At 63.1% G+C, this 23,218-nt stretch carries 21 protein-coding genes; 8 read left to right on the forward strand and 13 right to left on the reverse strand.

The genetic code is table 11. From position 1 onward, the window contains the following. Positions 1–26 precede the first annotated feature (26 nt). On the forward strand, positions 27–605 hold the full coding sequence (locus tag RLDS_RS33350) for a nitroreductase family protein (RefSeq protein WP_021224772.1): 579 nt from the start codon (positions 27–29) through the stop codon (positions 603–605). A 71-nt stretch (positions 606–676) separates the two neighbouring features. Then, positions 677–1,021, forward strand: coding sequence for a GntR family transcriptional regulator (locus tag RLDS_RS33355; protein WP_021224773.1), 345 nt, complete (start codon positions 677–679; stop codon positions 1,019–1,021). 8 nt (positions 1,022–1,029) lie between these two features. On the opposite strand, the gene RLDS_RS33360 is transcribed toward RLDS_RS33355, so the two are convergent. The 8 genes from RLDS_RS33360 to RLDS_RS33395 all read right to left on the reverse strand — a co-directional run bounded on the left by RLDS_RS33360 (position 1,030) and on the right by RLDS_RS33395 (position 10,093). Next, positions 1,030–3,054: a tetratricopeptide repeat protein gene (locus RLDS_RS33360; RefSeq protein ID WP_031297485.1), complete on the reverse strand. Its 2,025-nt coding sequence runs from the start codon at positions 3,052–3,054 to the stop codon at positions 1,030–1,032. Positions 3,055–3,057: 3 nt separating this feature from the next. Continuing rightward, positions 3,058–4,410, reverse strand: coding sequence for a PEP-CTERM-box response regulator transcription factor (prsR, locus tag RLDS_RS33365; RefSeq protein WP_021224775.1), 1,353 nt, complete (start codon positions 4,408–4,410; stop codon positions 3,058–3,060). Next, a complete protein-coding gene (prsK, locus tag RLDS_RS33370) occupies positions 4,410–6,479 on the reverse strand; it encodes an XrtA/PEP-CTERM system histidine kinase PrsK (RefSeq protein WP_021224776.1) in 2,070 nt (689 codons plus the stop codon). Before prsK ends, prsR begins: the two co-directional genes overlap by 1 nt. A gap of 9 nt (positions 6,480–6,488) precedes the next feature. Next, on the reverse strand, positions 6,489–7,877 hold the full coding sequence (locus tag RLDS_RS33375; protein ID WP_021224777.1) for a TIGR03013 family XrtA/PEP-CTERM system glycosyltransferase: 1,389 nt from the start codon (positions 7,875–7,877) through the stop codon (positions 6,489–6,491). 152 nt (positions 7,878–8,029) lie between these two features. After that, complete coding sequence (locus tag RLDS_RS33380; RefSeq protein ID WP_021224778.1) at positions 8,030–8,269, reverse strand: hypothetical protein; 240 nt, start codon at positions 8,267–8,269, stop codon at positions 8,030–8,032. 59 nt (positions 8,270–8,328) lie between these two features. Beyond that, on the reverse strand, positions 8,329–9,012 hold the full coding sequence (locus RLDS_RS33385; RefSeq protein WP_084514674.1) for a sigma-70 family RNA polymerase sigma factor: 684 nt from the start codon (positions 9,010–9,012) through the stop codon (positions 8,329–8,331). 68 nt (positions 9,013–9,080) lie between these two features. Beyond that, positions 9,081–9,212 (reverse strand): hypothetical protein, encoded by a 132-nt coding sequence (locus tag RLDS_RS57175; protein WP_021224780.1) that lies wholly within the window; start codon positions 9,210–9,212, stop codon positions 9,081–9,083. An 89-nt stretch (positions 9,213–9,301) separates the two neighbouring features. Beyond that, the gene (locus tag RLDS_RS33395) at positions 9,302–10,093 is read right to left on the reverse strand and encodes a response regulator (protein WP_021224781.1); all 792 of its coding nucleotides are present in this window, start codon (positions 10,091–10,093) and stop codon (positions 9,302–9,304) included. A 74-nt stretch (positions 10,094–10,167) separates the two neighbouring features. Between RLDS_RS33395 and RLDS_RS56230 the strand changes: the two genes are divergently transcribed. From RLDS_RS56230 to RLDS_RS33410, 3 genes are read left to right on the forward strand one after another with little or no spacing between them, the layout of a single operon-like run. After that, a complete protein-coding gene (locus RLDS_RS56230) occupies positions 10,168–10,380 on the forward strand; it encodes a hypothetical protein (RefSeq protein ID WP_031297488.1) in 213 nt (70 codons plus the stop codon). Next, complete coding sequence (locus tag RLDS_RS33405; RefSeq protein ID WP_021224783.1) at positions 10,377–10,604, forward strand: NepR family anti-sigma factor; 228 nt, start codon at positions 10,377–10,379, stop codon at positions 10,602–10,604. Before RLDS_RS56230 ends, RLDS_RS33405 begins: the two co-directional genes overlap by 4 nt. 7 nt (positions 10,605–10,611) lie before the next feature. Further along, positions 10,612–12,192, forward strand: coding sequence for a sensor histidine kinase (locus RLDS_RS33410; RefSeq protein ID WP_021224784.1), 1,581 nt, complete (start codon positions 10,612–10,614; stop codon positions 12,190–12,192). Positions 12,193–12,195: 3 nt separating this feature from the next. On the opposite strand, the gene tgt is transcribed toward RLDS_RS33410, so the two are convergent. Together tgt and RLDS_RS33420 are read right to left on the reverse strand one after the other, a co-directional pair. Further along, positions 12,196–13,326: a tRNA guanosine(34) transglycosylase Tgt gene (gene tgt / locus RLDS_RS33415; protein ID WP_021224785.1), complete on the reverse strand. Its 1,131-nt coding sequence runs from the start codon at positions 13,324–13,326 to the stop codon at positions 12,196–12,198. A 48-nt stretch (positions 13,327–13,374) separates the two neighbouring features. Then, a complete protein-coding gene (locus RLDS_RS33420; protein ID WP_021224786.1) occupies positions 13,375–13,554 on the reverse strand; it encodes a hypothetical protein in 180 nt (59 codons plus the stop codon). A gap of 235 nt (positions 13,555–13,789) precedes the next feature. Between RLDS_RS33420 and RLDS_RS33425 the strand changes: the two genes are divergently transcribed. Continuing rightward, positions 13,790–14,743: a crotonase/enoyl-CoA hydratase family protein gene (locus tag RLDS_RS33425; RefSeq protein ID WP_021224787.1), complete on the forward strand. Its 954-nt coding sequence runs from the start codon at positions 13,790–13,792 to the stop codon at positions 14,741–14,743. A gap of 9 nt (positions 14,744–14,752) precedes the next feature. Here the strand turns inward: RLDS_RS33425 and RLDS_RS33430 are convergent, their stop codons facing one another. Continuing rightward, positions 14,753–16,735 carry a putative bifunctional diguanylate cyclase/phosphodiesterase gene (locus tag RLDS_RS33430; protein ID WP_031297492.1) on the reverse strand — a complete coding sequence of 661 codons (1,983 nt, stop codon included), beginning with the start codon at positions 16,733–16,735 and terminating at the stop codon, positions 14,753–14,755. Positions 16,736–16,842: 107 nt separating this feature from the next. Further along, positions 16,843–20,442, reverse strand: a complete 3,600-nt coding sequence (putA, locus tag RLDS_RS33435) for a trifunctional transcriptional regulator/proline dehydrogenase/L-glutamate gamma-semialdehyde dehydrogenase (RefSeq protein WP_021224789.1) — start codon at positions 20,440–20,442, stop codon at positions 16,843–16,845. A 98-nt stretch (positions 20,443–20,540) separates the two neighbouring features. Here putA and RLDS_RS33440 point away from each other — a divergent pair, with 98 nt between their 5' ends. Beyond that, on the forward strand, positions 20,541–21,032 hold the full coding sequence (locus tag RLDS_RS33440; protein WP_021224790.1) for an Lrp/AsnC family transcriptional regulator: 492 nt from the start codon (positions 20,541–20,543) through the stop codon (positions 21,030–21,032). A gap of 45 nt (positions 21,033–21,077) precedes the next feature. On the opposite strand, the gene RLDS_RS33445 is transcribed toward RLDS_RS33440, so the two are convergent. Continuing rightward, complete coding sequence (locus RLDS_RS33445) at positions 21,078–21,692, reverse strand: PAS domain-containing protein (RefSeq protein ID WP_201767460.1); 615 nt, start codon at positions 21,690–21,692, stop codon at positions 21,078–21,080. 208 nt (positions 21,693–21,900) lie between these two features. On the opposite strand from RLDS_RS33445, the gene RLDS_RS54460 reads away from it, so the two are divergent. Continuing rightward, positions 21,901–23,133, forward strand: a complete 1,233-nt coding sequence (locus tag RLDS_RS54460; RefSeq protein WP_031297496.1) for a Hint domain-containing protein — start codon at positions 21,901–21,903, stop codon at positions 23,131–23,133. Positions 23,134–23,218 lie beyond the last annotated feature (85 nt).

Raw genomic sequence — 23,218 nt, forward strand, 5'->3', positions numbered from 1 at the left:
ATTACAATCGCATGAAGGATGGCCCGATGTTCAATGACCGTTCCACGCCGCTTTCCCTGCTCCAGACCCGCCGATCGGGCAAACCGCGCGACCTGATTGCGCCGGGGCCGGATGACGCGGAATTGCGGCAGATATTGGAGGTGGCGCTGCGCACGCCCGACCATGGCAAGATTGCCCCATGGCGTTTCGTCATCGTGCCGCAGAACAAGCGCCACGCGCTGGCGGGCCTTCTGGAACGGGCCTATCGCGCTGAAAAACCCGACGCCGGGCGACTGGAAGTCGAATCCATGCATCAGTTCGCCCATCAGGCGCCGACATTGGTGGTCGCTCTGTCGTCCCCGGTGCCCGGCAGCAAAATCCCTGTGTGGGAACAGCAATTGTCGGCCGGAGCGGCGATCATGAACCTGCTCCATGCCACCCATGCGCTTGGTTATGCCGGCGGATGGCTCACCGGTTGGCCCAGCTTCAATGGCGACGTGCGCGACGCATTCGGGCAAGCCCATGAGACAATAGCCGGATTCATCTTCATCGGCACCCCGGCGAAGCCATTGGAAGAACGGCCCAGGCCAGAATATGACGATATCGTATCGACCTGGGACCGATAATTACAAAATGTCATGATGCAGACATTGTCTCTGACTTGACCCCATTAGCTGTATTATGGCAGTGAAGCACTATGGCCGAAGACTCAAAGCCCGTCTATCTCCGCCTGCGGGAGATCATCGCTGCGTCCATATTGGATGGCGAATTTGCCGACGGTGACTTGCTGCCGTCGGTCCGCGCCTTCGCCGCGGCGCAGGGCGCCAATCCGCTGACCGTCGCCAAGGCGTATCAAAGCTTTCAGGATGATGGTCTGGTGGTAGTGAAGCGCGGCGTCGGCATGTTCGTCGCCGCGGGGGCTACGCGCCGCCTGCGCGAAGCGGAGCGCGAGCGGTTTCTGGAAACGATATGGCCGCCAGTGGCCGCGCAGATGCGCCGGCTGGGTCTTCGCATCGAGGATATGGACCTGGCGCAGGCCTGACCCGCTTTTTACAAGGCTTTGAGCGCCGCCAGCGCTTCCTGCCGATTGCCGAAATCCCGCACCGACGCCGCACGGTTGAGCGCAAGTCGCGCTTCGCCCTTGCGTCCCGCCGCAGCATAGGCCTGCCCAAGATGCATCTGAAGCACGGGCACGGAGGGCGCGAGCGCGACCGCCTTTTCCAGCAAATCGACCGCCATCGGCCCCTTGGCATCGCTGCGCAGCAACACCCAGCCCAGCATGTCGGCCGTCACCGGATTCCCGGGCATCAGGGCATAACCGTGGCGCGCATAGGCCAAGGCGGCTTTCTGCTTGCGCTGTTCCAGCGAAACCCGCGCCAGATCGGTCATCAACAGCGCGTCATTGTCGCCGACCTGCGCGCGCAGCGCCTGAAGCAGCCGCTCGGCGCTGCGCCAGTCTTCCCGCGCTATCGCAAAGCCCGCCACCAGACGGAGCATGTCGCGATCCATAGGATGCTGGCGCAAGAAAAGCCGGGCTACCTGCTCTGCGCGCGGCCCATTGCCGGTCTGTTGCAAGGCGCTGACCAGGCGCAGCGCCGCATCGCGATCGAAGCGGATATTGGCGCCGGCTTCGTAGGCGCGCACCGCTTCCCGGCCCTGCCCGTTCGCCTGCAACACATCGCCCAGGATCAGCCATGCAGCCGGTGCGCCGGGGTTGGCCCGGTTCAACAGGCGCGCCCGCTCCAGCGCCTCGTCATTTCGTCCCGCGGTCAGGAGCGCGCGAATATAGGGGATATTGTCGTGCGCGGTCGCTGGGTCGGCCGGCGCGCCGTTGGGCAAGGCCGTTGCGAAAACCGACGCCGCCGGCCGCACGGGCCAGGCGGCCCGCGCCAGCATGTCGCTGGCCATCGCCCGGTCGCCGAGGCTTTCCTGCACGCGCGCGGCAAGGGTCAGGACATAGGGGTCCGCATCCTGCTGCGCCACGATCGGCGCCAGCGTGGCGGCGGCGGACATCTGATCGCCATTGTCCGCATAGGCGCGTCCCAGCAAGATGCGCGCCGGCCGGTTCCAGGGTTGCGCATCGACCAAGGGCGCCAATGTCTGCGCCGCCAGCAGGGGATTGCCGTCCTGAAGATGCAGGATACCGCGCAGCAGCTGCGTCGCCGGTTCCCCGTCCAGCCGACCGCCGGTACGCTCCAGCAGCTTGCGCGCCAGATCATCCTGCCCGGCGCGCGCCGCCATGACCGCCTGCATCATCCAGGCGCGCGCATTGCCAGGATCGAGCGCCAGGATGCGGCGCGTCATCGCCAGCATGCGCGATGCCTGGCCCGCGTCAGCCAGCGTGGCGGCATATTGCTCCAGCACCGGCACGGAATCAGGATTAACCGCCATCGCGCGATCAAACCACGGAAGCGCCGCCACCAGGCCATATTGGGTGCGGGTGAGTTCCGCGCGCAGACCCAAGGCGAGCGCACTTTTGGGGTTGAGCGCCACCGCTTGATCCGCTGCGGCAATGGCCCCGGCCTGATCGCCGGTCGCCATGCGCAGGCGGCCCACCTCCACCCAGGTATCGGAATCGCGCGCGTTCAGCGCCAGCGCGCGCTTGAGCGCCGTTTCCGATTCGCGCACATCCCCCTCAGCCAGCGCCGCGCGCGCGATGACATGCGCGGCGTCCAGCGCCTGATCCTCCGGCAGGTCGGTCGCGCGCGCTTCGGCCAGGGCGCCGGCAAAATCGCCCTGAAGAAAATAGGCTTGCGCCATAATTGCGCGCGTTGCGGCGGGCGCCTGCCCCAGCGACCGGGCGCGCTCCACTTCCACTTGCGCCCCGGCCCCGTCGCCCAGATCGGCGAGCGCACGCGCCTGCGCCGCGCGGGCAACGGCCGAGCGCGGATTGTCCTTGATCGCATTCATCAGTTCGACCCGCGCCGTGCGCGCATCGCCCCGGTCAAGCGCGGCCAGACCGCGCGCCAGGGCGGCGCTGCCGTCCCGTTCATGCGCGCGCCATTGCCACAATCCTGCCAGCGCCATCAGCGCGGCGATCAAACCAATGATCAGGAAAAGGCGGGAACGGCGCATCAATCAGCCCTGCATATGATAGTGTTTGAGCAAGTCATAGAGCGTCGGCCGACTGATCCCCAGCATGCGGGCCGCACCCGATATGTTGCCGTCGGTGCGCGCCATCGCGTGACGTATGGCGCGCCGGTCGGCCATTTCGCGCGCCAGCTTCAGGTTGATGACGTCCGCGCCGCCTTGCGTTTCCTGGTCCAGATCAAGATCGGCGGCGGTGATCAATTTGCCTTCGGCCAGGATCATGGCGCGCTTCATCCTGTTTTCCAGTTCCCGCACATTGCCAGGCCAGGACCATGCATCCAGCGCCGCCAGCGCATCGGGCGCCAGCCCCTTGACCTGCGGATTGAGGTCGTCGGCGAAGCGATTGAGGAAATGGCGCGCCAGAAGCGCAGGATCGCCCGGCCGGTCCTTGAGCCCAGGTATGCGCACCACGACTTCGGCGAGGCGATAGTAAAGGTCTTCGCGAAATGTCCCGGCCGCCGTCATGGCACCAAGGTCGCGGTGGCTGGCGCACAATATGCGTATATCCATGCCCTTCGCGCCTCTGTCCCCTGCATCAGCCTCGCGCCGCTGTTGCAGGAACAAGAGCAGCTGCGCCTGGAGCGACAAGTCCATGTCACCGACCTCATCGAGGAACAGCGTGCCGCCCCGCGCAGCGCCGATCCTGCCGCCAGCGGGCCGTTTATCCGACCCGAACTCGCCAAATAATTCCGCCTCCAGCGTCGCAGAGGACAGCGCCGCGCAGTTGACGGTGACGAACGGGCCATCGCGCCGCTGGCTGGCATCGTGCAGCGCCTGCGCCAGCAATCCCTTGCCGGTTCCGCTGCCGCCCGACAGCAGCACGAAGACATCGGTCGGGGCGACCCGTTCGATCGTCCGCGCGACCCTGATCATTTCGGGCGCAGCCGTGATGACCTGGCCCAGCACCTGCTTGTCGCGCGGCGCACTCTCCACCAGTCGCGCATTGTCGCGCTCCAGCGCATGGACATGAAAGGCGCGACTGACGATCAATCCCAATTCATTTATGTCGACCGGCTTCTGGTAGAAATCATAAGCGCCGCCCGCGATCGCCTCCAGCGCGCTTTCCCGCTCGCCATGGCCCGAAGCGACGATGATCTTGGTATCCGGCTTGATGCGCAGCATATCGGCCAGCGTCGCAAATCCCTCGCTGGTGCCATCAGGATCTGGCGGCAATCCCAGGTCCAGCGTCACGACATCGGGCGTCTCGGCGCGCAGCAGGTCGATCGCTTCCTCCCGATCGCCAGCGATGAAAACATGATAGGCGTCATAGGCCCAACGAAGCTGCCGTTGCAGCCCGGGATCATCCTCGACGATCAGCAATTTAGGCCGTGTGTCGCTCATCACGCCGCCTGCTCGTCATGCGCCGGCCTGTCGCCGGCCGGCGCCAGCGGAAGGAAGAGGGAGAACCGGCTGCCCATGCCAGCCTGGCTTTCCACCATGATCCTGCCGCCCATGGCCTGCGCCAAAGCGCGCGCCTCGAACGCGCCGAGGCCAAAGCCTCCGGCCTTGCTGGATGCAAAGGGCTTAAACAATTCGCGGCGGATATATTCCGCGCTCATGCCCGATCCCTGGTCGATAATGTCTATCCTTGCCATGTCGTCCTGACGCCCCAGGCGGATGACGACCGGCCTGTCGGGGGGGCTGGCATCAATGGCGTTCTGAACCAGGTGAAGGATGACCTGTTCGGTTCGAACCGGATCGGCCATGATGTCGGGAGCCGTTCCCTCTATCCGGACGGCATGGTGGCGTGATCGCATTGCGGCGATCCGGACCAGAAGCGGCTGCAACCCGAACGCACGCGCCTCCTGCGCCGCAGCCTTGTGATGCTGGGACAGGCGGCCCAGCATGGCGTTCATCCGACCGACTGATTCTTTCAGCGTCAGGATCATGTCCGCCCGAAAATCGGGGTTGTCGGCATGGCGCTCCGCATTGTGCGTCAACAGCGACAACTGACTGACCAGATTCTTGACGTCATGCAGGATGAAGGCAAAGCGCCGGTTGAATTCATCGAACCGCTGGGCATCGGCCAGCGCCTGCTGGCCTTGCGCCTCGCTGATATGGCTGGCGGCCTGCCTGCCCGCCGCGCGCAGCATGTCCAGATCTTCCCAGTCCAGTCGTCGGTCGATCGGCGGACGTGCCAGCAGGATCGCGCCGATCAGCCGGCCATAATGGATAAGCGGCGCCATGGCCCAGACCTGGCGGTCCTGCGCCAGCCATCGCGGCAATGCCGCCGCCTCCTCCACCCGGCCCAGATCGACAATATGCCCCTGCTCCAGCTGCGCGGTCATTTCGGCCGGGATCGGGGCGGCATCCATGGCGAGGCTGGTCCAGTTCCAGTGGGTTTCGACACTGAGCGATCCCTCTTCATCGCGCAGGAGCAGGATGGCCGCGGGCGACTGGGTGATATCCGCCACTGCTTTTGCGACGCGCTGGCCGAGCGGCGCCGACGCATCGCCCGACCTGCCGATGGTTTCGCCAAAGCGCATCCATTCGGTGCGGTAATCATAGCGATGCTGGAAAAAATGCTTGGCGACCTGCACGCGCCAGACCGCCTGCAACCGAGGGGACGGCAGCAGCACGAGCGCCGTGACGGCGGTGAAGAACACAGCGCCGATTTCGACAAGCCGTGCGTAGGGGCCGGCTATCATCTCGATCAGTATGGCGACGGCCGCAATCAGCACGACATAGAGGCCAATGGCGAAGACCGACAGCGACTGCATCGTCAGCGCGCGCGACAATTGCACGCGTCCGCTCAGGTCCCGGCGTACGCCAATCGCGATGAAAGCGGCCACCACCGCCATTAGCAATCCTCGCAACGCAAACAGCGCTGCGGCGCGTTGCGGCGCGACATAGCCGATCAGATAGAGCGCAAAATCATATCCCCACATCGCCGCCAACGCGCCCAGCAACGGCGCCAAGCCGCTGCGCTCCTCAACCGGGCAAACGCTGTATAACTGGTGCAACAAGAGCAGACTGCCGATCGCCGTCATCATCCGCAGCACCAAAGTGGTGGCAATCAGCGCGTCCTGCACATCACCGGACAGCGAAAACTGACGCCAGGACAGATCGGTGACGGTCTGGAGCAGGATCAGGCCAGCAACCGCTGCATAGACGGCAACAACCCCGCCCCTTGGCCCCTGCCGTCCCGCCCAGGCCCGCCGCAGCAGGACGAACATCGCCAGCAGCCAGCCTGCATTGCGGATATTTTCGCCCAGGCCGGAGAGAGGCTTGGCGACGCTGCCGAACGAAATATAGAGCGCCCAGCCCGATGTCAGCAGCATGGCCGCAGCCAGGCACCGCAAGTCGGTCGAACCACCCCGACGACGCAACAGCCAGATGCCAAGCGCCGCAAAGAAGGTAGCCGCCAGCGCGTGGCCCCAATCCCCGACGATTTGCAGAAAGACTGGCATCGCCGGCCGTCAACGCGCGCCGTCAGGCCAGAGCACGACGCGCACGGTCTGCAACAGGATCAGCAGATCGAGGAACGGCGTGTAATTTTTGGCGTAATAGAGATCATATTCCAGCTTGTGCCGGGAATCCTCAATCGACGCGCCATAGGGATAGTTGATCTGCGCCCAGCCGGTAATGCCCGGCTTCACCATATGCCGTTCGGCGTAATAGCGCAGATGCTGTTCCAGATCCTCGACAAACTGGCGGCGTTCGGGGCGCGGGCCGACAAAGCTCATCTCGCCCTTCAGGACCGTCCATGTCTGCGGCAGTTCGTCGATGCGCAGCTTGCGAAGCCAATAACCAAGGCGCGTGATGCGCGGGTCGTCCTTTTCCGCCCAGACCGCTTGGCCCGCCACTTCTGCGTCCTGCCGCATGGTGCGCAGCTTCACGATCCAGAATTCCTGGCCGTAGAGGCCCACACGTTGCTGGCGATAAAAGGCCGGCCCCTTGCTATCCAGCTTCACCAGCAGTGCGCCCAGCAAAATGATCGGCCCGGTGAGGATCAGCAGGATCAGGCTGGCAACGATATCGAAAATGCGCTTGGCGATGCTGGACAGCCTGCGTCCCGCCGAAAAGCCGTCGGAAAAGATCAGCCAGCTCGGATTGACGCTGGCAAGGTCGACGCGACCGGTTTCCCGCTCCAGAAAGCTCGACAGATCGTTGACGTGCACGCCCGTCGTCTTGATGCGCAGCAGGTCCGTCATGGGAATGGCGTTCCGCCGCTCCTCCAGCGCCAGCACCACTTCGCTCGCGTTCAGGCGCACGACGAAATCGGCCAGATTATAGACTGCGTTCCGGTTGATGGCTTCGGCGATCACCTGTTCGCCATCGTTCATCGCGATATAGCCGACCACCAGAAAGCCCGAACCGCGGCGACGCTCTAATTCCCGGATGCGATTGGCGCGGTTACCTGCCCCCAGCACGACCAGCCGGCGCTTGAACGCCTCGCCACCCAGCATCGACCCTAGCAGCAGCCGGATCATCAACAGCACCGCGACCGCAAGCCCCATCGCGTATAGCGAATTGGAGCGCCACAGCGTGATGGATGGCATCAGAAAATAGAGGACGGAGAGGAAGATAACCCCCAGCGATACCGCCACCAGCAGCCGCGCCAGCGCAAAGCGGATCGACTGGAGCGATTCGGGGCCATAGACGCCCACCGCGATCATCGCAGTCTGGATGGAGAAGGCAAAACTCAGCAGCGGCGCTATGCGAGACGCCATCGGTTCCACGTCCATGCCGATCTGGTGCGCGCGCAACACCCACCCGGCTTCAGCCGCGCCGATCAGCAGCAGGAAATCCAGCAGCCCCAGCAACAGTACCGCATGCGGCACATAATGTTTGAACAGCCTGATCATCGTCGTGCCTCACCCAGCCATGGCCACCAGCGGCCCGGCTCGTCGGACGCTCCTTACACCCTGTGTAAGAAATTCCGACGCTTGGAAGAGGTTTGAACGAAAATGACGAAGAAAGACTGAATCTGCGGGGTGCCGGTCTAAAGATAACCCTGTCAGCGCGGGCGATCCAGGTCGTTGGCAGCGTTGCGCGTCGCTTCGCCCACGGCTTGCACGGCCTCGTCCGCAGACGCTGCGGCTTGCGTCACGGCATCCGCGCGCCGATCGCGCCGATCGTCATTCGTCAGGTAGAAAAAGCCCACCGCCAGCACGAGGGCCAAGGCAACGACCCCCAGAACGACACCACTGTTCGATCGCGGCGGTTCGGAGGGCGTAAATCTGTGCAGGTCGGCCATAATCTCTCTCCTAGTCAGGAGACAGGACAACCAGTTCCTACGCCCGGATTTCGTCCGGGTCAGTTGCCGGAATGACGTCCCTCTCCACCACGGCTTAGACGATCGACATCGTCCATGATCTCATCAAGCACAGCCGTTTCGGTCGTTTCCTGGCTGCGGCGGGATGGCAGGTCGCCGTTTTCCATAATCTGCTCCAGCGCCGCGCGACCGCGCGCGACCCGGCTTTTGATCGTACCGACAGCAACGCCGCAGATTTCGGCGGCTTCTTCATACGCAAAGCCGCCCGCACCCACGAGTATCAGCGCTTCGCGCTGCGGTTGCGGCAGTTGCAGCAAGGCGCGCTGCATGTCGCTCAATTCGACATGCTTGTCCTGCCCGGCCGGCGCCGCAAGGATGCGATCCGCCGTCAGATCGTCCCAATCGCCGCGGAAGCGGGACCGGCGCATCTGCGAAAGATAATGATTGCGCAGGATGATGAACGTCCACGCACGCATATTTGTGCCGGCCTGAAAACGGGCACGAGCCGCCCATGCCTTGAGCAAGGTTTCCTGCACCAGATCGTCCGCGACGTCGCGGTTGCCCGAAAGCGACCGGCCAAAGGCACGCAAATGGGGGATGACTGCCGCGAGTTCGCGCTTGAAATCGCTGTCCGACAAAGCGGCGCGCTCTTCCGACGCGGCAATTTCTTCATTCACGAGAACGACCCCCTTGCTGGCCGCCACTCCTGTCGTCTGAGCCGACATCGTCAAAGCCATACTGCGCCCATATCCTAACTTTTATGTGCCTCAAGACAAATCGAAATTGCCGTTAATCAGAGCAACAGCAGAACAATCATGACGATCACGGCGAGTGCGAGCGATGCGCCCAGCACATAGCGGACGGTATGTTCGGTCGAGCCTCCGCGTACGTCTTCCGTCGCGACATGCTTTTCCTGATCCACCATTTGCCTCTCTCCCGATCGTTACGCTTCATTAACGCGACGCGCGGCCGGGAGTTCCGTAACCGGGGCAAAGAGAACACAGACGTCCCGCGTCAGGCCGGGGCGGTGGCCTGATCGAAGAAGAGCGCCTGCGAGATCGCGGCCTTCACCGTTGAACGCTGGAACGGCTTGGTGATGAGGAAAGTGGGCTCGGGCCGCTCGCCTGTCAGCAGCCGCTCCGGGAAAGCAGTAATGAAGATGACCGGAACCGAAATTTCCGACAGAATGTCCTTCACGGCGTCGATGCCACTGGAATCGTCGGCCAGTTGAATGTCCGCGAGCACCAGACCGGGTCGCTCAGCCATGGCCTCGCGTACGGCGTCCTCGCGCGTGACAGCGATGGCGGTTACGTCATGCCCAAGGTCACGGACGATCGTTTCGATATCCATGGCGATGATCGGCTCATCCTCGATGATCAGCACCTTGGCGCGCGTCTGCGCCTCGATTTCGGCCAGTGCTTCTTCCACCAGCGCTTCGACGTCGGACGGCTCCATCGCGATCAGATAAGCGACATCATCGACGGTGAAGCCTTCCAACGCCGTCAGCAGCAGCGCCTGCCGCGGCAAGGGGGTCAGGCGCGCGAGACGCGCCTGCGCGATCGCCTCCCGGTCATCGCCGCCCCCCATGGGCTCGTCTTCCAGATGGGACGACGACCAGATGGCATGGAAGGTCCGGTACAGTCCCAGACGCGGATCAACATCGGCAGGGAATTCTTCAGGAGCGGCGACGATCGCTTCCAGCGTGGCGCGCACATAGGCGTCGCCATGCGTCTGGCTGCCCGTCAGGGCGCGCGCATAGCGACGAAGAAAGGGAAGATGGGGGTGCAGTTTCTGTCCAAGCGACATTGTGTAGTCTTCTCCCTGCCCGATCAAAGGCATCGTGTATCCCGGCCCATCACGGCGGTCGCTAGAAGAATGGAATGTCCATGCCGCATTGGCAAGCCCGCCCCCTACTTCGTCCCGCCAAAACCGGCGGCGCCAAAAAAACGCCTCGAAGCCCGGAACCATCGACATCGCAATTTGTTTCGCTGCCATATGGATTTTTTGACGATATCGTGATTTTCAACCGGATGACGCGGAACGACGAATTGACGACCCGCGCATTTCCCGCAAATACGGGCAGGCTGGCGTGACACAGATTGCTTCAGAGGGGCAGATTTTGGTTTCTTCGACGACGGAACAGCAGCCGACCGACAGCGGGCACGACCAGGATGGTCCCCTAGCCGCGCCAAAGCGCAGCGGCAAAAGCCGCAAGGAGGAAGGCCAGGTGTCGCAGGCGCTGCGCACGGTCTATCAGCGCGCCGTTGAGGAAGACATTCCCGCTGAAATGCTGGACCTTTTAAGCAAACTGGACTGAGTGCGTCATGATCGGGGGCAGCCATCCTCCGGCAGCCCAATCGCTGACCGCTTCGCTTTTCGGCTCCACCGGCGTCAAGATGTTCCTGATCTTGACGCTTGCCTTGTTGCCGCTCGGGCTGATCGCCCTTGTCGCATCTTTGCAGGCCATCCAGACCGCTGATCTGGAAAAGGAGGCGCTGCTTCGCGTCGCGGTGAGCCAGAGCGCCCGCAAATTGACCGCCGACATTGAATCTGATCGGACGGCGCTGCAGCTGACCGTCAACAATTTATCCACGACGCCTAGGGACACTGGCATCTGCGCCCGGCTCAAGCTGTTTCTCGCGTCCAATGACCGTGAGGGCGGCCGATATGCCGTCTATGATCGGGCTGGTCGACGCCTGTGCGCGTCGGACGCCGATCAAAGGCCAATCCTTGATCCAGCAGAGCGTTTCACCGGGCCGGCCGCGCAATTGATCGATGACGCGCCCTATCTTCTGGTCCGCGCGCGAAGCGCGAACGGCCAACTGGTCGGGTTCATCTATTATTCGCGCGCGCATCTCGAACGGGCGGCCGATCCCGCCACTGCGTTGCAGAACCGGCGGCTGACCCTGTATGAAGGGCATCGCCGACTGGATCTGACATCATCGCAGCAGCCCCTCGTTCCCGGCGACGGCGTCACCAGCCTGTCGGCGCCGCTGGAACCGCCCAATATCGTGCTGACCATGACGGTGCGCGATCCACCGGAAACGCTGGCGCGAACGCTATCCCTCTTCCTGCCGCTGGTGATGTGGTTCGCCGCTGCCGCGATCGGCTGGTTCGTGGTCAACCGGCTGCTCATCCGTCCCCTCGTGCTGCTGCGTCGGGCCGTGGCTGCCTATCATCCCGGCGAAGTGCTGGAACCGATGCAACGCGTGCGAACCCCTGCGCGCGAGATCATAGCCTTGGGCGACACATTCCGCGAGATCAGCGAAGATGTCGCGACGCATGAGGCCGAACTGGCCGAAGGGCTGGACACACAGCGCAAATTGACGCGGGAGGTCCATCATCGCGTCAAGAACAACCTTCAAATCATCGCCAGCCTCATCAACCTGCACGCGCGCTCTGCCCATGAACCCGAAGCGGTCGAGGCCTATGCCTCGATCCAGCGGCGGGTCGACGCGTTGTCGGTGGTGCACCGCAATCATTTTGCCGAGTTGGAGGAAAATCGCGGGGTGGGCGTGCGCGCGCTTATCAGCGAATTGTCTGCAAGCCTGAGAAGTACCGCCCCCGCCGCCGCGCGCCGTTTCGGCATTCAGATCGACAGCGACGATCTGCATATCACTCAGGATGTCGCTGTCCCGATCGCCTTTCTTGTCACCGAACTGGTCGAGCTGGCGATGCGGATGGACCCGGCGGGCCGCATGCGCATCTCGGTCAAGGCTCAGGGCAAGGATCGCGCGCAGGTGATCGTCCAGTCATCGGGCCTCCACGACACGCCGGACATGCAGGCGTATATGAAGGAACGCTATGGCCGGGTGCTCACCGGTCTGTCGCGCCAGCTTCGCGCGCCGCTCGATCATGATGGCGAGGCTGGTCGATTCGCCATCGCGATCACCATCGTCCCCTGACGATCACACCCGCTGATAGTTGCGCCGGAACTCCGCTGCAAAAGCCGCGAAACGGCCAGCGCCAATGGCATCGCGGATCGCCTCCATCATCTCCTGATAGAAATGAATATTATGCTGCGTCATCAACATGGCGCCCAGCATTTCCCCGGCCTTGACCAGATGATGCAGATAGGCCCGGCTCCAGGTCGCGCACACGGGGCAGCCGCAGCGCGCATCGAGCGGTCCCATATCCTCGTTGAATTTCGCGTTGCGAATGTTGAGCGGCCCGCCCCAGGTAAAGGCTTGCCCATTGCGTCCCGATCGCGTGGGCAAGACGCAGTCGAACATGTCGATGCCGCGTTCCACTGCGCCTACGATATCGTCAGGCTTGCCCACCCCCATCAAATAGCGGGGCTTGTCGAGCGGCAGCATATCCGGCGCAAAATCCAGCGTGGCGAACATCGCCTCCTGCCCTTCCCCGACCGCCAAGCCGCCAACGGCATAGCCGTCAAAGCCGATGTCGATCAGCTTCTCGGCCGATACTCGCCTCAGTTCTTCGTTCAGCGATCCCTGCTGGATACCGAACAGCGCCGCCCGCTCCGCATGTTCGCCGCCGGCGTCAAATCCGTCCCGCGACCGTTTGGCCCAGCGCATGGAGCGTTCCATGGACTTGGCCGCCTCGTCATGCGTGCACCCGTTTTTGGTGCATTCGTCAAACGCCATGACAATGTCGGTGTCGAGCAGGCGCTGGATTTCCATTGACCTTTCAGGCGTCAGCAGATGCTTGGACCCATCGATATGGCTGGAGAATGCGACGCCCTCCTCGCTCATCTTGGTGAGCGCGGACAGGCTCATGACCTGATAGCCGCCGCTGTCGGTCAGGATCGGGCGATCCCATCCCATGAAGCCATGCAGGCCGCCAAGCCGCGCCATGCGCTCCGCGCCGGGACGCAGCATCAAATGATAAGTATTGCCAAGGATGATGTCGGCGCCGGTTGCGCGGACTTCGGCCGGGCGCATCGCCTTCACCGTGGCCGCTGTCCCTACCGGCATGAACGCGGGTGTGCGGATATCGCCGCGGCGCATCTGGATCGTGCCGGTGCGCGCCTTGCCGTCGACGGCGGAAAGGGAGAAGGAAAATCGGGGCTTCGTCATGCGCCGCGCTCTAGGGTCGAATTGGCTACGGCACAAGGATAGCACGGCTCACCCGGCCTTGCGGACCCCGTCAAACAGCAGCATCGCGTCGATATTGAAGCCTTCAACCCGGCGATAGGCGCCGACGAAGCGCAGGCAGTCACGCGACAGGCGCAGCGGCCAGGAACGCCCCTGCGAATCCTGCAGCGTCAATGTCACATAGGAGGAAGGATTTGACGGATTGGCCATGCGGAATGGGTAAATGGGAAAGATTAACAAAGCGCTCCAAGCGGTCGGCGGGTGAGACTGCTTTCAAAAATTTGCGGCATTTTTGCAACACGCCCTTCGGGACGTGGGGATAGAGGGCGGCAACAAGGCAACAGTCAGCAACAAAAATGGTTAAGCCCCTATCAATCATTACGCCTGCGGCTGCATCATCGAGGCGAACCTGACGCACTCATTATCTGAAAAAACGGGGCCGCAAATGATTGATTCGGGACGCTTTGTCGTGACGCACACCGAGGTTGAAGCCGTGAACGACGATCCGATGGAAGAAGAAACCCAGACCGCCAGCGACGCTGTCGTTACGGAAACGGCGCTTACGCAGGCCATCGGAAAATCGACGCTGTTCGACCTCGGGCAGATCGATGTTCGGTGGGACGAAGAACTCGCCACCCTATGGGCGTTCATGACGCCGCTCGAACGACCCAATTCCAATCTTGGCCTGATGCGAGACACCATGGCATGGCAGCGGGAAAGCCGCCGCGTCTTCGGCGATAACGGCCCCCTTAAATTCATGGTTCTGGGCTCGCGTTTTCCCGGCGTCTTCAATCTTGGCGGCGATCTGGAAATGTTCGCCGAATGCATCCAGCGCCGCGACCGCGAAACCCTGCTTAAATATGGTGTCGCCTGTTGCGAGATCGTGGATCGCATCTGGCATTGCAACGACATGAATATCATCAATATCGGCCTGGCGCAGGGGGACGCGCTGGGCGGTGGGTTGGAGGCGCTGCTCTGCTTCGATGTCATAATCGCCGAACGGCAGGCCCGCTTCGGCCTGCCCGAAGTGTTGTTCGGCCTCTTCCCCGGCATGGGCGCCTGGTCGATCCTGCAACGCAGGGTCGGCCCTGTTCTGGCGCGCCAGATGCTGTCTGAGGGCCGCATCTATACCGCCGAGGAGATGTTCGAAATGGGCATCGTCAATCAGGTCGTCGAACCCGGCGAGGGCGAAGCGGCCACCATCCAGTGGATTCGCGATCATCAGGCGCATCATGCCGGCTATGTCGGCATCAACAAGGCGGCACGCCGGGTGCATCCGCTGACCCTGACGGAACTCACCGATATCGTGGAAATGTGGACTGAAACCGCCCTGTCGCTGTCGGACCGCGACTTGCGCATGATGCGGCGGTTGGCGGCGGCGCAGACGAAATTGCGCTGAGCGCCCCGGTCAGGCCCTGCGGCGGCGAGTCCCGATCGCAGGGTCGGACCGTCCGGTTTCCTGCAACGGGCCGGCGGCAATCATGTCGGTGATTTGCTGCGCCGGCACCGGGCGGCTGAACAAATAGCCCTGGACATTGGTAAAGCCCGCCTCGCGCGCATGGTTTAGCTGATCGGCCGTCTCTATGCCTTCGGCCACCGTATCCATCGACAGGTCACGCGCGAGGTTGCCGATCGCCCTGACGATCGCGCGGTCTTCCGCGTTGGCGCTGACGCCCGCCATGAAGCTCTGATCGACCTTGAGCGTGTCGAAGCGGTAGGACCGCAAATAGGCCAGAGACGAATAGCCGGTGCCGAAATCATCCAGGGCAAGGCGCAGGCCAATCCGCTGCAATTCGCGCAGGATCGCGTTGGTCTGCCCGCTGTCGTCCAGGAATATCGACTCGGTCACTTCCAGCTCCAGCCGGCGGGCCGACACCCCCGTCTCCAGCAGCGCGGCGATGACATTGCCAGGCAGCTCCGGCGATTTGAGCGATGCCGGCGAAATGTTGATCGCCACCCGCACATGCTCGGGCCACTGCGCCGCGACCTCGCACGCGCGGCGCAGCACCCAGCCCGTCATCGCCTCGATCAAACCCATATTCTCTGCGATCGGGATGAATTCCGAAGGGGGGATCGGCCCCAATACCGGATGCTCCCACCGCAGCAGGGCCTCGCATGCCTCAATTTCGCCTGTGTTCAAATCGACGATCGGCTGAAACATGAGGTTCAGTTCACCACCCGATAGTGCCCGACGCAGGCCGGTCTCGATCTCGTGCAGCCGATTGAATCGTTCCTTGAGCGACCAGTTGAAGCTGGCGGCGCGATTGCGCCCCTGCCCCTTCGCCTCATACAGCGCCAGATCGGCATGCTGCATCAGCTCGTCCATATCGCGGCCATCCTGCGGCGCGACGGCGTAGCCGACCGAGGCCGTCACCTGCAGATGGTTTTCCCCGATCTCAAAGCCATGGGTGAAGTAAGACACAATTTCCTGAGCGATGCCGGCCGCCGTCACCCGGTCGGTGTCAGGACAGATCAGGACGAACTCGTCGCCGCCGAACCGCGCGATCTTGCCACGACCCTGAACCACCTCCGTCAGCCGTTCGGCCACGGCGCGGAGCAACTGATCGCCGACCATGTGGCCCAGCGAGTCATTGATTTCCTTGAACCGGTCCAGATCCATCCACAGGATCGCCACGGCGTCCGTGCGCTTCTCGTTCGTCTGGAAAATGTCCCGCAGGCGCATCTGCATCGCCATGCGATTTTCCAGGCCTGTCAGGCTGTCGAACCGCGCCAGCCGCTCGAATTTTTCGGCGAGCAGCGACTTGTCGCGCTTCCCGATCAGCGCCTGAACGACAATGCGATGCGTCGTGGAGCTAATTTCCGCCAGGCCCAGAACCATCATCACCATCGCCACGGACAGCACGCGATAGCCTGTCGATCCTTCCAGCCACAGCCCCGTCGCGGTCGGCAGCAATGCCAGGCAGACCTGGCCGATGGCGATTTGCACACGTCCCGCATTGCGGCCGGAAATGCCGCCGGCATAACCGGTCGCCATCGACACGGTCAGCATGTGGATGATGCTGTTCCCGGACGTGATGAGCGATACGAACGCCATCAGGCCCAGCAGGCCCGCATAGACCCATGCACCCAGCTCATAGGCCAGTTCCCAGCCGCGCGAAGCGACCGCAGTGCCCCGCACCAATTGCCGGTGGAAGAATATGGCGGACACCACTCGCAGCGTCGCGACCAGGCAGAGCAGGGCGACGACGGCATGAATGGCGCCGCGATCGGTCAGGCTGACGACCACCAGGCCGACGGCGACGCCGGTGATCGCGCCGATCGTCAGGGACGCGGGCGACGCATAGAGCGTCTCGATCAGGCTGGCATGGACGTCAGCATCCTGCGACCGCTTTGCGCCGCGTTTTTCCAGCAAGGTTTTCAAAACGCGCAAAGGGCGGATCTCCGATTTGGGTCGCCTTTTCGCAATTTCCCTTTATTTTTTGGTTAATCCGGCCTCGGGCCTGGATGATATTCCTGATCCTGATCAAATCCCCGAGGTCATCCGATCATCATCAGGCTGGCATTCCCGCCCGCCGCCGTCGTGTTGATCGATGTCGATACTTCTTCCAGCAACCAATCCAGACAATAGCCATGGCCATGATCATCTGCATGAACAGGGACGATGGGACCGGGCATGTCGGCGACGCATTGCATGGTCGCGACGATCTTGGCCGCGTCGCCCTCGACCAGCGCGGCCGCGAACGGTCCGCCGGCATGGGTCTGGAAGCATGCAGTTACTTCGGCTGGAAGGTCGACCGGCAGCGTCATGCCTTGCACGACGCCGATATTCCCTGTCGCCAAAATGGCCGCCATCTGACGGAGCAGGCCCTGCCGCGTCGCCGGCCGCATCAGCACCCGGCCGCGCCGATGCAGCGCATAAAGATTGCGTTCGCCCACTGGCCCGGGCAGCGACAATTCGACACCCAGGGCCGACGCATCGCCCGTGCGCCGCGCCTGGGCCGCCGCTTCGCCCTCTCCCTGGCGGTCCAGCCAGTCGGCAAAGGCGTGGAGCGGCGACCGCAAATGCGTCACCCGTTCGGCAAAAACGGGGGGCTTGGTGGTAAGGCGGCCCAGATAGAGCGGTCCGCCGGCCTTTGGCCCGGTGCCCGACAAGCCCCGCCCGCCAAAGGGCTGAACCCCGACGATCGCGCCGATGACATTGCGGTTCACATAGATGTTACCCACCTTCACCCGGCTGGTGACGCGGGCAACCGTTTCGTCGAGCCGCGTATGCAGGCCGAATGTCAGGCCATAGCCGGTCGCATTGATCTGAGCGACCAGCGCATCCAGCCCGTCCCGCTTGAACCGCAGGACATGCAGAACCGGGCCGAAGATTTCGCGCTCCAGGTCGGCGATGCTGTCGATCTCGATGATCGTGGGCGCAACGAAGGTGCCATGCGCTGTTTCGGGAGGCAGGACGCCCTGTTCGACATGCAACCCCTTGGCGCGCATCGCCTCGATATGGGCGTTGATAGTGTCACGCGCCTCGGCAGTGATGACCGGCCCGATATCAACCTTCAGCGCATCCGTCCGTCCAATGCGCAATTCGGCCAGTGCGCCTTTCAGCATCGTCAGCGTCCGGTCCGCCACATCATCCTGCAAACACAGGATACGCAGCGCCGAACAACGCTGCCCCGCGCTGTCGAAGGCGGACGCGATGACATCCGCTACCACCTGTTCGGCCAGCGCCGAGCTATCGACGATCATCGCGTTCTGCCCGCCCGTTTCGGCGATCAGGGGGATCGGCCGGCCAGCGCGCGACAGGCGCGATGCAAGCTGGCGCTGGATCAGGCGGGCAACCTCGGTCGACCCGGTGAACATCACCGCCGCGGTTTCCGGGGCCGCGACGAGCGCCGCGCCGATCCGGCCGTCACCGGGCATAAGTTGCAGCGCATCGGCCGGCACCCCCGCCGCGTGCAGCAACCGCACTGCCTCCGCCGCGATCAAAGGCGTTTCCTCGGCCGGCTTGGCCAGCACGGGATTGCCCGCGACCAGCGCCGCGGCGACCTGACCCGTGAAGATCGCCAGCGGGAAATTCCACGGGCTGATGCACACCACCGGACCCAGCGCCTGCTGCTGCGGGCCAAAGGTGGATCGCGCCTGCTGCGCATAATAGCGCAGGAAATCGATCGCCTCGCGCACTTCGGCGATGGCGTTGGGCAGCGACTTGCCCGCTTCCCGCACGATGAGGCCGAGCAGGATCGGCATGCGCGCCTGCATGGCGTCGGCCGCCGCCTCCAGCATGGCGGCGCGATCGGCGACCGCGCTATTGGGCCAGCGTGACTCCGCGGCGCGGATTACAGCGGCGCGGGCTTCTGCTTCGGTCGCGTCCGTGACCCGGCCCACCACGTCCCGGTGATCGGCCGGGTTGAAGACAGTACGGGTCGGTCCGGACGCCTGTTCCGGTGCCGCCGCCCAGTTCATCTGCGCACTTTCCCGCAAGGCTTCGCCCAGGCGGGCCAGTTCGGCCTCATTACTCAAATCCAACCCATCCGAATTGCGCCGGTCCGGATATAAATCGGCCGGAAGGGCAATCTGATCGTGGCGCGCGCCGGGATGGGCCATGGCCTTTACCACCTCAGCCGGATCGGCGATCAACTCCTCGATCGACACGGCAGGGTCGGCGATGCGGTTGACGAAACTGCTGTTCGCGCCATTTTCCAGCAAGCGCCGCACCAGATAGGCCAGCAATGTTTCATGCGTGCCGACCGGGGCGTAGATGCGGGAGGGCCGGTTCAGCTTGTCCGCGCCGACGACCTGCTCATACAGCGGCTCGCCCATGCCATGCAGGCATTGAAACTCATAATCGCCGATCGAAAAGTCCGGTCCGGCCAGATGATAGATGCTGCTCAGCGTCTGGGCGTTATGCGTGGCGAATTGCGGGAACACGACGTCGCGCGCTGCAAGCAATTTGCGGGCGCAGGCGATATAGGCGACGTCCGTATGCACCTTGCGCGTATAGACGGGAAAGTCCGGCAAACCGTCTACCTGCGCGCGCTTGATCTCCGCGTCCCAATAGGCGCCCTTGACCAGCCGCACCATGATGCGCCGGTCGCTGCGCCGCGCCAAATCAACGATCCAGTCGATCACGAAGGGGCAGCGCTTGCCATAGCCCTGCACCACGAAGCCAAGGCCATTCCACCCGGCAAGATCGGGGTCGATCGCCAGGCTTTCGAGCAGGTCGAGCGACAATTCCAGCCGATCAGCCTCTTCGGCATCGATATTGAAACCGATGTCATAGCCTTTGGACAGCAGCGCCAATTGCTTCACGGCCGGCAGCAATTCGCCCATCACCCGGTCCGCCTGCGCGCGGACATAGCGGGGATGCAGCGCCGACAACTTAATCGAAATGCCCGGACCCGCATAAATGCCCCGCCCGGCGGACGCCTTGCCGATGGCATGGATCGCCCGCTCATAATCGGCATAATAACGCTGCGCATCCGCCGCCGTGGTCGCGGCCTCGCCCAGCATGTCATAGCTATAGGCAAAGCCCTTGGCCTCCATCTCGCGCGCGCGCTTGAGCGCCTGCTGGATCGTCTCGCCCGTCACGAAATGTTCGCCCATCATCCGCATGGCCAGGTCCACGCCCCGCCGGATCACCGGTTCGCCCGCGCGCGCAACCAGCCGCGTCAGCGCCGCGCCAAGGCCCCGGTCATCGACGCTGCCAACCAGCTTGCCCGTGACCACCAGCCCCCAGGTGGCGGCATTGACGAACAGCGATTTTTCGCCGCCCAGATGCGACCCCCAGTCGCCGTCGGCAATCTTGTCCCGGATCAGCGCGTCGCGGGTCGCCGTGTCGGGAATGCGCAGCAGCGCCTCGGCCAGGCACATCAGCGCGACGCCTTCCTGGCTGGACAGCGCATATTCCTGCACCAGCCCCTCGACGCCGCTGCCCTTGCGATTGGCGCGCAGCGCGCTCACCAGCGCGCGGGTCGTGCCTGCGATCGCATCGCGCATCGGATCAGCCAATGTCGCCGCCGCGATCAGGGGCGCAAGCGCCTCCGCTTCGTCACGTCGATAGGCGGCGGTGATCGCCTGACGCAAGGGTGTGGGCTGGCGGATGGCGGGGGCGAAATTGGCGAAGGGCTGATCGGTCATGCCATCATCATATCCCTGACGCCGAAATCATTCCGACTTATCAAACGCTATCTTTTAGAGGAATGGACTTAAATGGATGGCCGCTGTAGGCAATATAGATGGTCAACCCGCCCCAAATAGTCGATCTGGACGACTTTGATCGTCGCATCATCGCCGCGCTGGTCGAGGACGGCCGCATGACGGTGACGGACCTGGCCGATGCGGTCGGCCTGTCGAAAACGCCGTGCCAGGTCAGGTTGAAGCGTCTCCAGCAAGCGGGCGTCATACGCGGCTTTCGCGCGATCATCGATCCTGCCAAGCTGGGCCTGGACCATATCGCCTTCACCGAAGTCAAATTGTCCGACACGCGCGAAGCCGCCCTGCGCGAATTCAACGCCGCCGTGCGCCGCATCGCGGAGGTGGAGGAATGCCATATGCTGGCCAGCAATTTCGATTATCTGCTCAAGGTGCGAACCGCCGACATTCGCCGCTATCGCATCGTGCTGGGCGAAAAGATCAGCGCCTTGCCCCATGTCGCCAGCACGTCCACCTTCGTCGCGATGGAAACCGTGATGGAGGCGGGCCATCGCCGGACCAAGAGCGTTCGCTAAAGCCTCACATCGGCGATGTCTTACCACCTGCCCGGCGCGGGATGATCAGTAGCCGGCTTCCACCGCGATGCGGATGGCGTCGGCGGACGTCGACACGCCAAGCCCTTTCTGCAAGGCCGCCTTGTGCATCTTCACCGTGCGTTCGGAGAGGCCCAGCGTATAGGCGATCTGCTTGTTCAACTGGCCAGCCGCCATCTGCACCAGCACCTGCTGCTGACGTTTGGTCAGGGCCGCCACACGATCGCGCGCCAGCGTCTGGCGGGTCGGTCCCAGCGCAGGGTCCGTGACCTCCATCAAGGAACCGAGGAAATATTTGAGGGTCCCTGAATCATCGAAAATGGGGGCAATCAGAACCGCATTGCGAAACGGCGCGCCGCCCTTCTTGTAATTCAAAATCTCGACCAGGATCGGCCGCCGATCCTGGATCGCCGCCCGGATTTGCTTCGTCAGTTCCGGTTCGGTGCCAGCACCACGCATGAAGCGGCAGTTGCGGCCAATCACTTCTTCGCGACTATAGCCTGTGAGCGCCAGAAAGGCAGAATTGCATTCGATCACGGGCGTGTCGGGGGTGGACGGATCGCAGATCAAGGCCGCGATCGGGCTCGCCGCGATCAGATCCGACAGGGGCAGCCCCTGCTCTATCAGTTCCATTCCCCTCATGACGGTGCCGTCATAAGGCATAAATGGTCTGAATTTCAACCGATCTCCGTCACCCGAAGGGCGTACGATCAAGGCTGTCAATCCGCCTGCCGGAAAGTCCGTTTTGGACCATCATCAATATTCCCGCGCAGCAATTTCCTAATATTCATGCCCGACCAGATGCGTCGTCGAAAATATCGACAGTCACATCGGCCCCAGTGGGAGATATATGATGGCGATCCTCAATCTCGACCTTCTGAACAGCGACCAGACGATCAACAGTGACAATGCGGACGACACAAATACTGTGAATATCGTCGCACTTGGCACGCACACCTTGACCGTTGACGGCGTCAGCGCGACCGTTTCCGGCCTGGCGGGGGTACAGGCTGCCTCCTCACCCACTTTTTCGGCGATCAATGACGGCAATCTGACCATCGATTATGGCGCGCTTGGCGCCAATACGCTGTCGGGCGTCACCTATAATGTCGGCGACACGTCAAACATATCGGTGCAGGGTCCATCGATCCTGGGCGTCAACCTTGGCACGCAGACCGTCAATTTCTCCGGCAATGGCGCGGGGTCCTTCACCTATGACAAAGGACTGATCGACAGCGTGTCGTCCTTCAACGTCAATGGCTTTGACTGGGGCGACAGCGTGGGCGTCGACGGCTATGAATTTGACAGCTTCGACTATGACTCCGTTTCGGGCAGCGCGACCCTTGTGCTGACGAACGGCGCGTTGATCGGGGAACAGACCGTCACCTTCAACATGACCGGCGTCGATCCCGAACTGGCGGCGGCAATCCTGGCCGATCCGGCGAGCTTCGTCGACAGCACCGGCCAGTTCGTGGCTCCAGTCTGCTTCCTGCGCGGCACGATGATCGACACCGATCGTGGTGAGGTCGCCGTGGAAGATATCAGGATCGGTGATCAGGTCCTGTGCCGCAGCGGCCTGCGCACGGTGCAATGGGTCGGCCATCGCCATGACTGGGTGGACCGCATCCCGCAGGCCCATCTGGACGATATGTGGCCCATATTGATCGAGGCCGATGCCATCAGCGAAGCCGTGCCCAGCAAGGATATTCGCGTGTCGCCCTGGCATCATCTTTATGTCGACGGCGTTCTGGTGCGGGCCAGGGATCTGGTCAACGGATCGACGATCCGCCCCGACAAGAGCCTCAAGCGCATCTCCTACTATCATATCGAACTTGACCAGTTCGACGTGATCCACGCGCATGGCATCTATTCGGAAAGCTACACCGATGGCGGCAATCGCGACTTTTTCCACAATGCCGCCGTCACCCGCATGACCATGCAGCCCCAGCCCCGGCGAGAAGGCATCCGTCCGGGATTCCATGCCGTGCGCGACGCGAAGACCATCAGCGCGATGCAAAGGCGCTTTGCCGAGCGTGCGGCGCTGATCGCCGATCAGGCACATCGGGCGCGCCGCGTCGCCTGACCGCGATGCCCGCGCCGCCATGGTGGCGCGGGCATTCCCCGACCTGCTCCCGCGGGCTGCAAAGGCCACTCCTCATGTATCAGCC

This window comes from Sphingobium lactosutens DS20 (assembly GCF_000445105.1).
GTDB lineage: Bacteria > Pseudomonadota > Alphaproteobacteria > Sphingomonadales > Sphingomonadaceae > Sphingobium > Sphingobium lactosutens.